Genomic DNA, 15,080 nt, shown 5'->3' with positions numbered 1-15,080 from the left:
CTCAGGAGCTGTTCAATGAACACCAAGGTCCAGGCCGCCGAGGCCACGCTTACCGACGACAGTCAGGGCATGTCCTACCTCAACAGGCTGCCGCGCCGTATCGTCACCATCTATATTCCGATGGCGCTGTTCGTCTTCGTGCTGCTGTTTCCGTTCTACTGGATGGCGATTACAGCGGTGAAGCCGAATTCGCAGCTGACGGATTACGACAATTACAGCCCCTTCTGGGTTGTCGGGGCCACGCTCGAGCACATCAAATATCTTCTGTTCGAAACCTCCTATCCCGGCTGGCTGTGGAACACCATGGTCGTGGCCTTTGCCTCTACCTTCCTGTCACTTCTGGCATCGGTGTTCGGCGCCTATGCCATCGAGCGCATCCGCTTTACGGGATCGCGGTCCATCGGCCTGTTCATCTTTCTTGCCTATCTGGTGCCGCCATCCATCCTGTTCATTCCGCTTGCCTTCATCGTCTTCAAGATCGGCATTTATGACTCCCGTCTGGCGCTGATCTTCACCTATCCAACCTTCCTCATTCCCTTCTGCACCTGGCTCCTGATGGGCTATTTCCGTTCGATCCCGTTCGAGCTGGAAGAAAGCGCATTGGTTGACGGGGCAAGCCGTTGGCAGATCCTCTCCAAGATCATTTTGCCGCTGGCGGTGCCAGGGCTGATTTCGGCTGGTATCTTCGCCTTCACACTGTCGTGGAACGAGTTCATCTACGCCCTGACCTTCATTCAGTCGTCTGAAAACAAGACGGTGCCGGTGGGCGTTCTGACCGAACTTGTGCGTGGCGATATCTTCGAATGGGGTTCGTTGATGGCGGGCGCGCTGTTCGGCTCTCTGCCGGTCGTCATTCTCTACTCGTTTTTCGTGGACTACTACGTTTCGTCGATGACCGGCGCGGTCAAGGAATAGCATATGAACAGTTATGATCTTTCAGGACAGCACGCTGTCGTGACTGGCGGAGCTCAAGGTTTGGGCTTCGCCATGGCCAGACGCTTCGTGGAATCGGGCGCCAAGGTTACTCTGTGGGACGTGAACGAAGCACTGCTGTCGGAGGCGGTTTCAGCTCTAGGTGCCAACGCCCGAAGTGTCGCTGTCGACATCACTGACTACTCCGTTGTCGAAGCTGCGCATCGGGAGAGCGAGGAGAGGCAGGGTCCTGTCTCCATCCTCGTCAATTCGGCAGGCATTGCCGGACCCGCAGCGCCGCTCGATGTCTACGATGTCGAGATGTTCAAGAAAATCATCGATATCAACGTGCACGGTACGTTTTACGTCAACCGCGTCTGTGTGCCGGGAATGAAAGCGCGCAATTATGGACGCATCGTCAACATCGCTTCCATCGCGGGCAAGGAAGGCAATCCCAATGCCTCCGCCTATTCTGCGTCCAAGGCGGCGGTGATCGGCATGACAAAATCGCTCGGCAAGGAACTGGCGGGCTTCGATATCGCCGTGAACTGCATTACTCCCGCGACGGCGCAGACACGCATCCTCGAACAGTTGAGCGACGACTTCATCGAATACATGCGATCGAAAATTCCGCGTGGTCGCTTCCTGAAGGTGGAAGAGGCGGCAGCCATGGTGACATGGCTTGTCTCCGCTGAAAACAGTTTCACGACCGGTGCGGTGTTTGATCTGTCGGGAGGCCGCGCGACTTACTGACAGCGTCAGATGAGCGCGTGTCGATGCACGATCTGCCAGTCCTTGATGGGAATGGATTGCGCCGAAGCCGTAACCGCGACCTCCGTGAAGCGGATCACTTTGTCAGTCAGACGGGCACTGAGATCAGCAATCGGCTGCGCCTTCTGCTCTTCGGTCACGCCGTAAGCGAGTGAAACGTGTGGCATGAAACTTTCAACATCCCCGCGCTCGAAAGCTTTCACCGCCAGTGTCTTCAGGTCGATAAGAGGACCGGCAGCCTCGAAACCTGCAAAGAGCGAGCGGAAGAAGAGCGGCAAGCCATCGACGCGATTGATCGTCGCCTCGAATGATTTCTGCCCGGTGAAATGCCGGGATAGCACCGTCGCCAGATCATCCCGTGACCGTGGCATGTCTTCCATCAAGGTCAGGTGCGGGCAGAAGGCCTCTGTGCCAAGCCTGCCTGACAAATCCTCGACGATGCTTTGGAAAAACGCGAGATCGTCTGCTGCCGGCATCAGCCAGATGGAATGCCATTCATTCATTGAGATGGAACCTCCTCGCCTGCATCCGTCTTTTTTGCGGGAAGGGCGCGCACCGTATCGCGCACCATGAGCGGCAAATCCAGCTGCGTCGTAATCGGCGGACCTGCCGGCTCCTTTAGACGTTGTTCCAGCACCTGAAGGATTTCACGCGCCTGCCGCTCAGCATTCTGCTGGAATGTCGTCAGCCGGTAAGCACCCCAGCGGGCTTGAGGCACATCGTCCAGTCCGATGACTGACAGATCCTCCGGAATAGAAAGACCCAGCATATCACGGGCATAGTCCATCAGTCCGAAAGCCATCAGATCATTAACGCAGAACACGCCTTCGATCTTGCGTTCCTTGGTCAGAAGTAGCGATGCGGCGAGCGTTCCGCCATCGTAATTGGTGCGCTCGGCGCGCTCTACGTAAACGTCAAGGCCGAGGTCTCTTGCCTTGCGCGTGTAGGCCTCTTCGCGCTCCACCAGGTTAGGGCTACCAACGGCAGATGTCACGAGGCCGATACGCTGCATGCCGCGTGTTGCGAAAATCTGTACGGCGGTTTCCGCGGCCAGCGCGTTGTTCACGCGGATATGGTCCGGCCCGACTTCGTTTCGTCCAACCGCAATCAATGGCTGGCCGTTGCGCTGCGCCAAATCAACAAATGCTTTCGACGGCATGCCAGAAAGAACGATGGTTGCCTGTGCCCTGTATCTCAGCAATGTCGCGTGAGAGGCGCGGCCCGCTTCCGATTGATCCGTGGTGATGAGCACCGGAACCCTTCCGCTTTCAATCAGCAGGCGGGAAAGTGCGGCGATCTGCTGCGAGCGGAACGGTGTCTCGGCATCCGAGGCAATCATCCCGATCAGCTGGCTACGATTTGCCAGAAGGCCGCGGGCCAGATCGTTGACCTGATAGCCGAGTTCTTCTGCCGCGCGGAGCACCTTCTCCCGCGTTGCGGGGGATACGCTGGCGCCATGGGTAAATGTGCGGGAAACGGCAGAGCGTGAGACACCTGCGCGTTGCGCGACTTCATGCGCACTGATGAAGCGCGGTAACTCCATTTCATCCGTGCTGTTTTTCTCTGCCATTACCGGCCCACCTTGGAAAGCACATCTGCCCGCAGGAAGCGTTCAATGACCAGCATGAACGCAATCGAAGGAATAAGTAGGATGAGAGCAGTGATAGACGCAATCTGATAGTTGCCGCCAGAGCTGGCAGTGTAGAGCAGGAGTGGCAGGGTGGAGATATCCGGCGCGCCCACGAAATAGGTGCCGGTAAATTCGTCGAGCGATTCCAGGAACACGAAGACGGCGCTGGCGAGAAGGCCGGGTGCCGCAATCGGCAAGGTCACATCCCGGAAAGTACGCAGCGCCGAGGCGCCCATGGAGCGAGCTGCTTCTTCCAGTTCTCGGTCGATCGCGGAAAATGCAGCGGTTGCGATCCAGACCGCATAGACCAGCCCGTGCGTGACATGCACCAGCACGACACCGATGACCGTTCCATTCAAACCGAACTGGTAGAAGATTCGGGCAATATTCACGTAGACCGGCAGGTTGGGGAATGCCTGCGGAACAAGGAGGATGAGCAGGATGAGACCGCGCAGCGGCAACTTTAGGCGCGCCAAGGCATAGCCCGCCGGTATCGCGAGTCCGATGGAGAGCACCACGGTAAGGCTGGCAATGAGAATGCTCATCAACAGGGAACCCGTTGCGTTACCGCGGGGCGAGAAAACGTTCACCCAATAGGAGAAGCCGTATTGCAGCGGCAGCGCATGGGGGAAATACCATTTCTCTGCGATAGCCCAGAGCAGCAGGTTCGTCAGCGGCCCGAAGATGGCGAAGGCCAGAAGGCCGAGACCAAGTGCACGAGGTATCCACTTCAGGTCGATCATAAGCGTGTTCATCTATGTTCCCTCATGGTTTGCCGCAGATAAATCCAGGCCACAAGACTGGTGGTGAGGAGCGAGATCACGCCAAGCGCATTGGCCACGCCGTAGTCACCATAGGCATTGATGCGGAATGCCATGCTGGCGGTGATCATGGTTGGGGACTGCGCGTTGATCATCAACGGCACCGAAAGCACCGACATCATTGTGACGAAGCTGAGAATGAGGCCGACCATAAGCGTTGGCAAAACCTGTGGCAGGATGATTTCGATGAGAATGCGTAGACGTCCGGCACCCAGATTGCGCGCGGACTCTATCATCGAACGATCCAGCGAGGCCATGGCACCCGCCAGCAGCAGCGTGACGAACGGCGTCTGTTTCCAGACGAAGGCGACCACAATGCCGCGCCAGTCCAGAAAGCTCATGGTTTGCAGCGGTGTCAGCACACCGGTTTCGATCAGCATGCTGTTCATCAACCCGTTCTTCGCGAGAAAGGTTCGCAGTATCTGACCGACGACGATGAAAGGCACAAAAAGCGGCCAGCGATAGAGCCAGCGCAGGATGGCAACCGCCTTCGGGTTGGAGCCCAGCGTCAGGTATCCGCCAATCGCAACCGAGCAGAGGCCAATCAGCGCCGCCGAAAGCGAAACGATAACGATCGTGAAAAGGATATCGCTGCTGTAAAGCTCGAAGGCTTTATAGAAATTGGCGAAGCCGAAGCGTCCGTCCGCATCGAACGCACCGGTGACCGAGCTTGCTAGCGGCACGATGAAAAGAAGCAACACGATGATGAGGGCGGGCGTGACCAGCAGCAGCCCGATCAATGGTAATGGCATGATGGATCACCCGGACATGTAGAGGTGAGCGAGTTTCGTCGCCTGGGTCAGGGGGATGCGGGTCGAGACCCGCATCCCTTGAAGGTTGGTCAGTTTCCGACCTGACGTTCGTAGGCTTCAAGGATTGCCTTGTTGTATGGAGCAATCGGGAAAGCCTTGCCGTTCTTGGCGAGATCATCCGGGGAAATATCAGTGAAGAGCTTTTCCCAGGTTGCCTTGTCGAGTTTGGCCTGCACGTGCTGCGCATCAATGCCTGGATACCAGTTGAAGCGTTCTACGATACCCTTGGCCTGGACTTCCGGGGTGGTGGCAAGGTTCACGAACTTCTCGGCAAGATCCTTGTGCGGGGCCTTGGCAGGAATGGTGTAATGCATGGGCTGGCCCGGCATGCCCGGCGCAGGAAGCACAAGTTTCATGTCTGGCGGCAACTGGCCCTTGGCCTTCCAGGAATAGAACATATCGACCCAGACCGGACCGATGGCGATTTCGCCGCGGCTCAGCATGTCCATAGTGCCGGCATTGCCGGGCGTCAGGGTCGCATTCGTCGTGAACTCCTTGAGCTTGTTGAAGGAGTCGTTCCATCTTGTAGCCTCAGCAGCATCGAACGGACCGTTCTGCAGCTTGTTCGCATCGCCGCCGAAAGCGTAGATCCAGCCCATGACGAAGCTCACGCCAGATGCACCGCCCTTGATGCCGTTATAGCCAAACTGCTTCGGATTCTTCTTGGCCCAGGCAACAAGCTCTTCGTAGCTCTTGGGCGGATTTGGAACAAGGACGGGGTTGTAGGCAAGCGCCGTCTGGCTGTTGAACATCGGCATGACATAGCCGTCAACATTTGTGCCCAACGCCATCTTGGCATTGGCGCGCGTGACAAGAGCGCCGCTTTCGATCTTGCCGCGGTACTTTTCCAGATAGCTCTTTTCAACCATCGGGCCGACGAACTTTTCGTGCACCACGGCGACGTCGGCATCCCATGTCTGAACATTGGCCTGGGCCTGCGCATCGAACCGCTCAAGGATCTTCTGCGAGCCTGCATCGCCCGGACCGGTTCCGACAGCGCGAACCTTCACGCCGGGATTCTGCTTTTCGAACATTGGTCCGAGGAACTCGTTGATGTAGTCAACCATGTTCTGGTCGCCCGCCGTCATGACAGTCAGTTCCTGCGCCATGAGCGGCGAGGTGCTGAGGCCGAGCGCCAGGATGGAATACGCTGCTTTCTTCATTGCAACCTCCCTTTGGGGTTTTGTTGTCCAAGGCAATGCAGGCCCGTTCATGTACGCCGGAGCCCGGGTTGAACGGCGGATAGGAAACCGCCGGTCGGAGCGTTCGCTCCGTCTTCCCCTTCAGGTGGGGGGAAAGATGTAAAGTCGATCTTCCGGAATACGCATTTCGACCTCTGCTCCGTCTTCGAAGCGGGTGTGCGAATCCACGATCACGGTACGGTCGCCGATATGGATGACATGCCGCCAGATGCCGCCCGGATAGCTGACTTGCTCAACATGCCCGCGAAGCAGAAGGTGAGGCTGCCCGGGTGCATGGCTGGGATCAACTTTGGCAGAGAGCGTGATGGCCTCGCTGCGGAACCTGGCAATTGCTGCGCCTGTGAGAAGCGTTCGACCAGCTTTCGAAAATGAGGCCGGACCGTTATAGCGGCCCTCCTTCACGTCAACCGTTTCGCCATGCACCACGATATCGAGATCGATCAGGTTTTCGGCCCCCATGAAGGCTGCAACGAAGGCCGAATTTGGCCTGTTGTAAACCTCGAGTGGCGAGCCGACCTGTGCAATTTCACCGGCATTCAAGATGACGATCCTATCTGCCATCACCATGGCTTCTTCACGATCATGGGTCACGTGGACGGCTGTGATGCCGAGGCGACGCTGGAGGGCGCTGATCTCGTGGCGAACTGTCAGTCGTATCCGCGCATCGAGGTTGGAAAGCGGTTCGTCCAGCAACAGGATTTCCGGATTGATCGCCAGAGCCCGCCCCAGCGCCACGCGCTGACGCTGTCCCCCCGAGAGTTCTCCCGGCTTGCGATGGCCGAGCGCATCGAGACCCAGGAGACCCTTCATCTCATCGATACGTTTCTTAGCAATGCCGGTTTCGGTGCGCCGAAGCTTGAGGCCATAGCCGATGTTTTGGTCCACCGTCATGTGGGGCCAGAGGGCATAGGACTGGAACACCAGCGCCATGCCCCGCTTGTCAGGCGGAAGGCGAGTGACATCCTTGCCGTCGATGGAAATCGTGCCATGTGTTGGCGTGTTGAAACCCGCAACCGTTCGCAGCAATGTTGTTTTGCCGCAGCCCGAAGAGCCGAGCAGAGCGACGAATTCGCCCTTCTTCACAGCAAGATCTACCCCTTTCAGGATTTCAACCTCGCCATAGCGAACGCGCGCCTGTGATATGTTTAAGTAACCGCTCATCCGTGCCTCCTTGTCACAGATAATATGCACAGCTGTGCAACAGTTTTGTGAATATGCCGCTTTATTAGTGACATCGGGCGATCCTCCTCGATTTCCCGATATCGGCGGCTATTCAACTTTCAATGTGATGCCGGTCGCCCGGCAAACAGCCTCAGCTAGGCACGGGGTAACCGCCAGGACCGGACCGCCGCGCAGGATCTTTTCAGGTCCTTCAAAGGAGCAAACGAGGCCGCCCGCTTCCTCCACCATCAGCAAGCCGGCAAGACAATCCCACGAGTTCATGTGCGCTTCGGCATAAGCGTCGTTGCGGCCATCCGCGACATAGGCAATGCCCAGCGCGCCGGAGCCGGCGCGGCGAACGTTGAAGCCTGCATCGATGAGAGCTTCAAGCGATGAGAGATAGCCACTTTTGGCGATCCGCGTGGACCAGCCAAGTTCTACGGTCGCAGAACTGGCCTCAGCGCGACCCGAGACCGAGATTGGAACGCCGTTGCATGTGGCGCCGCGTCCGCGTTGCGCAAAATGGAGTTCGTTCAGAACCGGATTGTAAATCGCACCGATCTCGGTCACGCCGTCAACCACATGGGCCATCGCAATACAAAAATGTGGAATGTTGCGAGCGAAATTGGCTGTTCCGTCGATGGGGTCGACGACCCAAAGCTTTTCTCCGGAGGTGCCGCCGCTTTCCTCGCCGAAGAAGCCATCGTCCGGAAAGGCTTTCAGTAATCGCTGCCGCAGAAATTCCTCGCAGCGGCCATCCGTTTCCGTCAGATAGTCCTGCGGACCCTTCATCTGAGTTTGTCGCGACTTGCCGTAGCCTGCCAGCGCAATGGCGCCAGCTTCGACAATGATCTGACGGCAGAAATCTGCCTTGTGGTCCAAACCATCCAAGTTCCGCCCTCCCAAGCGTCCCGGCCTGATGAAATTTGCACAGCTGTGCAAGCATGTCAATTCTTACGTAAGGATACTTACAAATTCATCTTGAGGTCGCGGAAAGCGGTTCGCTGACGGAGCCGCGAACGATGAGATCGGGCATGATGAGATGCGCGCTTGGTTTCTGATCCGGTGTCTTGAGCATGGTCAGAAGCGATGCCATGGCTTGTTTACCGATGGCCGAACGGGGCTGGCGGATAGTGGTGAGCGCCGGTTTGACATAGGTTGCCTGCGGTACATCGTCGAAGCCGATCACCGAAAATTCTCGGGGAATGTCGTAACCGCGGGCGGCATGGCCATTCATCACGCCAAGCGCTGTCGCATCGTTCACGCACATGAAGGCTGTAGGCAGGGTGTCACGCATGAAAACCTGCTCGACTGCAAGTCGTCCGCTTTCAATTGTGCCATCGCCATCCAGAACCAGTCTGTTTTCCGGTGCAATTCGTGCCGCATTCATCGCATCGTCGAAACCCTGGCGCCGACGCTGTTGAGGGTGCGGGGCTTCACTTGCTGATCAGGTTCTTGCCGCCGTTTTGCCTGTTGACGCCGAGATCTCGAATAATCTCGATGATCTGGCCGAACTGTGTGGCCAGCGGGTTCGAATGGCGCCACACGATGCCGATCGTACGTGTCGGTTTGGGATCGGCGAGTTGAGACACTGCAACATTGGCTCGGTGCACCTCAATGTCGATTGCCATGCGAGGGATCAGGGTTACGCCTATCCCCGCTCCGACCATTTGCACGAGGGTGGACAGCGAGCTCCCTTCCATCAGGTCGCGCGGCGGCGCACTTGGTATGTTGCAGAATGAAAGAGCCTGCTCGCGGAAGCAATGTCCTTCCTCAAGCAGCAGCAGGCGCATCTGCTTCAGCATGTCAGCGCTTGGTACCGGCTTCGCGGCATCCTCGATCGGTCTCACCAGAACGAACTCTTCTTCGAACAGGGGAACTTCCTCGAGCGAGGGTTCGGAAACGGGCAGGGCGACGATGGCTACATCCAGCTTGCCGTCGACCATATCCTCAATCAGCTTTTGCGTAATCGCTTCCCTGGGGCGCGCATCCACCAGAGGATAGCGGGCAGCCATGGACTTCATGAGTTCCGGCAAGAGATAAGGCGCGACAGTCGGTATGACGCCGATCCGCAGCCGTCCGCTTAAGGGTCCGTTGGTGGAGCGGGCAAGATCTGCCAGTTCATCCACAGACCGCAAAATTTCACCGGCGCGCTCGGCAAAAACTTCGCCCAATCCTGTGAGATGAATCTGGCGCCGACCTCTTTCGACAAGCGGTGCGCCGATCAGATCTTCCAGTTCCTTGATCTGCACGGAAAGCGCCGGTTGCGATATGGAACAATCTTCTGCTGCCCGCCCGAAATGGCGGTGTCGGGCCAGCGACTCAAAGTATCGCAAATGTTTCATGGAGAGGCCAATCATAACCGCAGCATATCGAACCGTTAGGAATATACAATTGGAAACTATGGAACTCGTCTGCTAGGCCTCTGCCGGGATGAATTACCCAAGGACAATTTGTTTTCACACTGCATTGGTATGACCTACCAGTTTACCGAAATAAACGGAAAGATCGTCGGAGAACCTCATGGACGCGCATAAAACGAACTCAGCCGGCAAATGTCCGGTCATGCACGGTGGCAACACTGTTTCCGGCCAATCGACCGTTGCGTGGTGGCCCAACGCCCTCAATCTCGACATCTTGCACCAGCACGATGCCAAGACGAACCCACTCGACCAGGGCTTTAACTATCGCGAAGCGGTCAAGTCCCTCGATGTCGCTGCCCTGAAGGCCGACATGAAGGCCCTGCTGCGTGACAGCCAGGAGTGGTGGCCGGCTGACTGGGGTCACTACGGCGGTCTGATGATCCGTCTGGCTTGGCACTCCGCAGGTTCTTACCGTCTCGCCGATGGCCGCGGTGGCGGCGGTTCCGGCAACATTCGTTTTGCTCCGCTGAATTCCTGGCCGGACAATGCCAGCCTCGACAAGGCGCGCCGTCTCCTGTGGCCGTTGAAGAAGAAGTACGGCAACAAGATTTCCTGGGCCGACCTCATTCTCTTCGCAGGAACTGTCGCCTACGAAGACATGGGTCTCAAGACCTTCGGTTTCTCCTTCGGTCGCCCGGATATCTGGGGTCCGGAAAAGGATGTTTACTGGGGCGCTGAAAAGGAATGGCTTGCACCTTCCGACAGCCGTTATGAGGACGTCACAAAGCCAAACACGATGGAAAACCCGCTTGCCGCTGTGCAGATGGGCCTCATCTACGTCAACCCGGAAGGTGTGAACGGCAATCCGGATCCGCTGGCAACCGCTGCGCAGATCCGCGAAACCTTCGCCCGCATGGCGATGAACGACGAAGAGACCGCGGCCCTGACGGCTGGCGGCCACACAGTTGGCAAGGCACATGGCAACGGTCTGGCGCAGGAACTCGGACCGGAGCCAGAGGCTGGCGCCATCGAAAACCAGGGCTTTGGCTGGATGAATCCGCACCAGAACGGCAAGGCAAGCCTTGCGGTAACGTCTGGCATCGAGGGTGCATGGACCACCAACCCGACCGTTTTCGACATGGGCTATTTCCAACTGCTGTTCGGCTATGACTGGGAATTGACGAAGAGCCCGGCTGGTGCGCACCAGTGGCAGCCGATCGGTATCAAGGAAGAAGACAAGCCGGTTGACGCCAGCGACCCGTCCATTCGCCGCATGCCGATGATGACGGACGCCGATATGGCGATGAAGGTCGATCCGACCTATCGCGCCATCTGCGAAAAGTTCATGGCGAACCCGGATTACTTCAACGACACGTTCGCGCGCGCCTGGTTCAAGCTAACGCACCGTGACCTTGGCCCCCGCATTCGCTACATCGGTCCCGAGGCGCCCACCGAAGATCTGATCTGGCAGGATCCGATCCCCGCTGGTCCCAAGAATTACGACGTTGGCGCGATCAAGGCCAAGATTGCTGCATCCGGCCTCTCTACGGCTGAGCTTGTCGCAACCGCTTGGGATAGCGCTCGCACCTTCCGTGGTTCGGATCTGCGCGGCGGTGCAAATGGTGCGCGTATTCGCCTTGCTCCGCAGAAGGACTGGGAAGGCAATGAACCGGCGCGTCTTGCCAAGGTTCTGGCCGTGCTGGAACCGATCGCAGCCGAATTCGGTGCCAGCCTTGCCGATGTCATTGTTCTCGGCGGTAATGTCGGTGTTGAGCAGGCTGCCAAGGCTGCTGGTTTCACCGTCGAAGTTCCGTTCGCAGCAGGTCGCGGCGATGCCACGGCAGAGCAGACCGATGCGGCCAGCTTCGCGGTTCTGGAGCCGCTGGCCGATGGCTTCCGTAACTGGGCCAAGAAGGATTACGTCGTCAGCCCGGAAGAGATGCTGCTCGATCGCGCTCAGCTGATGGGCTTGACTGGTCCGGAAACGACGGTTCTTCTCGGTGGTCTGCGTGTGCTCGGCACCAATCACGGCGGTACCAAGCACGGTGTGTTCACGGATCGTGAAGGCCAGTTGACCAACGACTTCTTCGTCAACCTGACGGATATGAAGTTCACCTGGAAGCCGACCGGCAAGAACTCCTACGATATCGTTGATCGCAAGACGGGTGTAACGAAGTACACGGCGACGCGCGCTGACCTCGTGTTCGGTTCCAACTCGATCCTGCGCGCCTACGCAGAAGTGTATGCGCAGGACGACGCTCAGGAAAAGTTCGTGCGTGACTTCGTGGCGGCTTGGACCAAGGTCATGAACGCCGATCGATTCGACCTCGCTGTCTGATCGGACCGGATTCACAATCTGTGGGGGCTCGCCGTCCGGCGGGCTCCTTTTCTATTAAAGATTTCGAAGGTTGAGTTTGCGGATCAGAGGGATGAGCTGATCCTTTGCCCTTTGCCGATGATAGCGCGCCGCCTGGCTGGCACCTTCACTATCACCCCGCTGAATCGCTGCAATAATCGCATCGTGTTCTTCCGCCGAATTCAGCGGCGGGGGGCGCAGATTAAGCGTGAGCATCCGCGTTCGGTGCAACTGGTCTGCCACGGTTCCGGCCATCCGCATCAGTCGCTTGTTTCCGCTGCCCGATAACAGGAGCTCATGAAAATTCTCGTCGGCTGCCGCCCAAGCCTGCATATCTCCCGCCTCAATGGCAGTGCGCATCGCATTTGTCGCCTCACGCAGGGCGGTTAGGCCGGCGTCTCGCTCCGTCTCCATGAAGCCTGCAATCTTTGCGGCTGCAGCGCCCTCCAGCGCGATGGTGATCTCGTAGATCTCTTCGATGTCTTCCGGTGAGAGCGGACAGATGAGAATGCCTTTGCGCGACAGAATTCGCACCAATCCATCTTCCTGCAGGCGCGCCATCGCCTCATGGACCGGTGTCCGGCTCATGCCAAGCTGGCGGGCGATTTCGACTTCCGCTGCCTGAAAGCCGGGGGGGAAGGTATTGTTGCGGATCGCGGCCTTGATGGCCTGATAGGCGGCATTCACGCGTCCCGGTTGCCCTGTCTCAAGGTCGTGAGCTGCAACTTCAAGATTTGGAGCGGAAACCCGCGGGTTCTGTTCAGTCTGTGCCATCTGCTGCCTGCCAGTCATCATCCTTCATAGCCGAACGTGATGCCATTGACAAACAGCCTACAAGCTGGAATGGTAACTTGCATGCAAGTTTGCATGGTACGGCAGATGTGGAGGCATTATGCCGTTTCGGGAGGAGAACGAGATGAAATCAGTGCGTCTGGCAGTTGCTGCGGTGGCCATTCTCGGAGGAATGACAACGCAAGCATTCACGCAAGATAAATACCCGTCGAAGACAATTACCCTGATGGTCCCGGCAGCCGCTGGTGGGCCCAGCGACACGGTTGCACGGCTGGTCGCGCAGTCCATGTCGAAGACGCTTGGTCAGCAGATCATCATAGAGAACATGGGTGGCGCGGGCGGATCACTTGGAACGGCCTCGGTCGCCCAGTCCGATCCTGATGGCTATCGCCTGGTCCTTTACCACATCGGCGTCGCGACATTTGCGTCCCTGTATCCCAACCTTCCGTTCAAGCCTGAGGAACTGACGAGCGTCGGTCTTGTAACGGAAGTGCCGATGACGGTTGTCGCGCGCAAGGATTATCCAGCCACGACGCTTGGAGAGCTTTTGGCTGGTCTGAAGAAGGATGCCGCGGCTGTGACGTTTGGCACGGCTGGCACGGGTGCCGTCTCCGATCTGTGCGGACGGCTCATTCAAGATGCTGTCGGTGCCAAGATGACCGTTGTTCCCTATAAAGGCATGGGACCGGCGATGACCGATCTCATCGGTGGGCGTATCGATCTGGCATGCGACCAGACGACCAATACGGCAACGCAGATCAAGGCAAATGAAATCAAGGCATTCGCTGTCACCACGGCCAAGCGCATTCCGCTTTTCCCGGATTTGCCCACAGTGAGCGAAAGTGGCATCCAAGGGTTTGAATTAAGCGCCTGGCATGCCATCTGGGCCCCGAAAGGAACGCCGGAGCCGATCCGCAAAACCCTTTCCGATGCTTTGAAGACCGCTTTGAAGGACCCTGTCGTGGTCGAACGCTTCGCGACGCTTGGGACATCGCCTGTTTCAGAAGATCAGGCAACACCTGCCGCCCTGGATGCCAAATTCAAGTCTGAGCTCCAGCGACTGAGCGCCCTCATTGCTAAATCGCCTAAGTAACATAGGAAGCCGGAGCAAGGGCTGCTTCGGCTTCTTCCCATAATCTGTGGCAACCGCTACCGCCAACACTGTTGAACGAGACGTCTATGAGAGAATACCGGATTGCCGCCATTCCGGCGGATGGAATTGGACCCGAAGTCATCGCAGCCGGATTGCAGGTTCTGGAGGCTCTCGAAAAGCGCAGCGGCGATTTTCGCATTCGCGCTGAGACGTTTGATTGGGGTTCTGACTACTACAAGCGCCATGGCGTGATGATGCCTGCGGATGGACTTGAAACGTTGAAGGGCTTTGATGCCATCTTCTTCGGTGCCGTTGGCGCGCCGGACGTGCCCGACCATGTGACCCTGTGGGGGTTGCGTTTGCCTATCTGCCAGGGCTTCGATCAATATGCCAATGTACGGCCAACGAAGATCCTTCCCGGCATCACGCCACCTTTGCGCAATTGCGGGCCGGGCGATCTAGACTGGGTGATTGTTCGGGAAAACTCCGAAGGTGAATATTCCGGCCATGGCGGCCGTGCCCATCGCGGCCTGCCGGAGGAAGTCGGAACCGAGGTGGCCATTTTCACCCGCGTGGGTGTTACCCGCATCATGCGCTATGCTTTCAAACTTGCTCAGTCGCGGCCACGCAAATTGCTCACTGTGGTCACCAAGTCCAACGCCCAGCGCCATGGCATGGTGATGTGGGATGAAATTGCTGCTGAAGTCTCGAAAGAATATCCGGATGTTACCTGGGACAAGATGCTTGTGGACGCGATGACGGTGCGCATGACGCTGAACCCGAAGAGCCTGGATACGATCGTCGCAACCAACCTGCACGCCGATATCCTCTCCGATCTCGCTGGTGCGCTTGCGGGAAGTCTGGGTGTTGCGCCGACAGGAAATATCGATCCCGAACGCCGCTACCCTTCGATGTTCGAACCGATCCACGGCTCGGCCTTTGATATCACCGGCAAGGGTATAGCAAATCCGGTTGCCACTTTCTGGACGGCTGCGCAAATGCTGGAGCATCTGGGTGAGAAGGACGCTGCGACGCGGCTGATGGCGGCTGTCGAGCGTGTCACGGGCGCCGGTATTCTTACCCCTGATGTCGGCGGGACCGCCAATACGGCGCAGGTGACGCAGGCGGTCTGCGAAGCAATCGCCGGATCGAATATCCTTTAATACG

The 15,080-nt window shown here is 57.8% G+C and carries 14 protein-coding genes and 1 pseudogene; 5 read left to right on the top strand and 10 right to left on the bottom strand.

Going from position 1 to position 15,080, the window contains the following annotated elements; all coding sequences use genetic code 11:
- Positions 1-15: 15 nt before the first annotated feature.
- Entirely contained in the window at positions 16-915 is a 900-nt protein-coding gene (locus tag E8M78_RS05190; RefSeq protein ID WP_137134055.1) for a carbohydrate ABC transporter permease, read from the top strand.
- A gap of 3 nt (positions 916-918) precedes the next feature.
- On the top strand, positions 919-1,665 hold the full coding sequence (locus E8M78_RS05185; RefSeq protein ID WP_137134054.1) for an SDR family NAD(P)-dependent oxidoreductase: 747 nt from the start codon (positions 919-921) through the stop codon (positions 1,663-1,665).
- Positions 1,666-1,670: 5 nt separating this feature from the next.
- Here the strand turns inward: E8M78_RS05185 and E8M78_RS05180 are convergent, their stop codons facing one another.
- The 9 genes and pseudogenes from E8M78_RS05180 to E8M78_RS05140 form a co-directional block, all read right to left on the bottom strand.
- Positions 1,671-2,186: a 2'-5' RNA ligase family protein gene (locus E8M78_RS05180; protein WP_137134053.1), complete on the bottom strand. Its 516-nt coding sequence runs from the start codon at positions 2,184-2,186 to the stop codon at positions 1,671-1,673.
- Positions 2,183-3,253 (bottom strand): LacI family DNA-binding transcriptional regulator, encoded by a 1,071-nt coding sequence (locus E8M78_RS05175; protein WP_137134052.1) that lies wholly within the window; start codon positions 3,251-3,253, stop codon positions 2,183-2,185. Before E8M78_RS05175 ends, E8M78_RS05180 begins: the two co-directional genes overlap by 4 nt.
- Complete coding sequence (locus E8M78_RS05170; protein WP_137134051.1) at positions 3,253-4,068, bottom strand: ABC transporter permease subunit; 816 nt, start codon at positions 4,066-4,068, stop codon at positions 3,253-3,255. The genes E8M78_RS05175 and E8M78_RS05170 overlap by 1 nt, the downstream gene beginning before the upstream one ends.
- A complete protein-coding gene (locus E8M78_RS05165) occupies positions 4,065-4,886 on the bottom strand; it encodes an ABC transporter permease subunit (protein ID WP_137134050.1) in 822 nt (273 codons plus the stop codon). Before E8M78_RS05165 ends, E8M78_RS05170 begins: the two co-directional genes overlap by 4 nt.
- A gap of 89 nt (positions 4,887-4,975) precedes the next feature.
- Positions 4,976-6,109 (bottom strand): extracellular solute-binding protein, encoded by a 1,134-nt coding sequence (locus tag E8M78_RS05160; protein ID WP_137134049.1) that lies wholly within the window; start codon positions 6,107-6,109, stop codon positions 4,976-4,978.
- Positions 6,110-6,229: 120 nt separating this feature from the next.
- Positions 6,230-7,309 (bottom strand): ABC transporter ATP-binding protein, encoded by a 1,080-nt coding sequence (locus E8M78_RS05155; RefSeq protein WP_137134048.1) that lies wholly within the window; start codon positions 7,307-7,309, stop codon positions 6,230-6,232.
- Between the two features lie 108 nt (positions 7,310-7,417).
- Positions 7,418-8,200 carry an inositol monophosphatase family protein gene (locus E8M78_RS05150; RefSeq protein ID WP_246658233.1) on the bottom strand — a complete coding sequence of 261 codons (783 nt, stop codon included), beginning with the start codon at positions 8,198-8,200 and terminating at the stop codon, positions 7,418-7,420.
- Between the two features lie 85 nt (positions 8,201-8,285).
- A pseudogene (locus E8M78_RS05145) lies at positions 8,286-8,726 on the bottom strand (LacI family DNA-binding transcriptional regulator); the annotation flags it as partial.
- Positions 8,727-8,745: 19 nt separating this feature from the next.
- Entirely contained in the window at positions 8,746-9,669 is a 924-nt protein-coding gene (locus E8M78_RS05140) for a hydrogen peroxide-inducible genes activator (RefSeq protein ID WP_137134045.1), read from the bottom strand.
- A gap of 163 nt (positions 9,670-9,832) precedes the next feature.
- On the opposite strand from E8M78_RS05140, the gene katG reads away from it, so the two are divergent.
- Positions 9,833-12,010 carry a catalase/peroxidase HPI gene (gene katG / locus E8M78_RS05135; protein WP_137134044.1) on the top strand — a complete coding sequence of 726 codons (2,178 nt, stop codon included), beginning with the start codon at positions 9,833-9,835 and terminating at the stop codon, positions 12,008-12,010.
- Positions 12,011-12,064: 54 nt separating this feature from the next.
- On the opposite strand, the gene E8M78_RS05130 is transcribed toward katG, so the two are convergent.
- A complete protein-coding gene (locus E8M78_RS05130; RefSeq protein ID WP_137134043.1) occupies positions 12,065-12,802 on the bottom strand; it encodes a GntR family transcriptional regulator in 738 nt (245 codons plus the stop codon).
- 142 nt (positions 12,803-12,944) lie between these two features.
- Here E8M78_RS05130 and E8M78_RS05125 point away from each other — a divergent pair, with 142 nt between their 5' ends.
- Together E8M78_RS05125 and E8M78_RS05120 are read left to right on the top strand one after the other, a co-directional pair.
- Positions 12,945-13,913 carry a tripartite tricarboxylate transporter substrate-binding protein gene (locus E8M78_RS05125; RefSeq protein WP_137134042.1) on the top strand — a complete coding sequence of 323 codons (969 nt, stop codon included), beginning with the start codon at positions 12,945-12,947 and terminating at the stop codon, positions 13,911-13,913.
- An 86-nt stretch (positions 13,914-13,999) separates the two neighbouring features.
- Positions 14,000-15,076 (top strand): tartrate dehydrogenase, encoded by a 1,077-nt coding sequence (locus E8M78_RS05120; RefSeq protein WP_137134041.1) that lies wholly within the window; start codon positions 14,000-14,002, stop codon positions 15,074-15,076.
- Positions 15,077-15,080 lie beyond the last annotated feature (4 nt).

Origin of the sequence: Rhizobium sp. FKY42 (assembly GCF_005222835.1) — a bacterium.
In the GTDB taxonomy this organism is placed as follows: domain Bacteria; phylum Pseudomonadota; class Alphaproteobacteria; order Rhizobiales; family Rhizobiaceae; genus Neorhizobium.
Note: the sequence above shows the minus strand (reverse complement) of the source record. Positions and strands in the feature narration are given on the sequence as shown.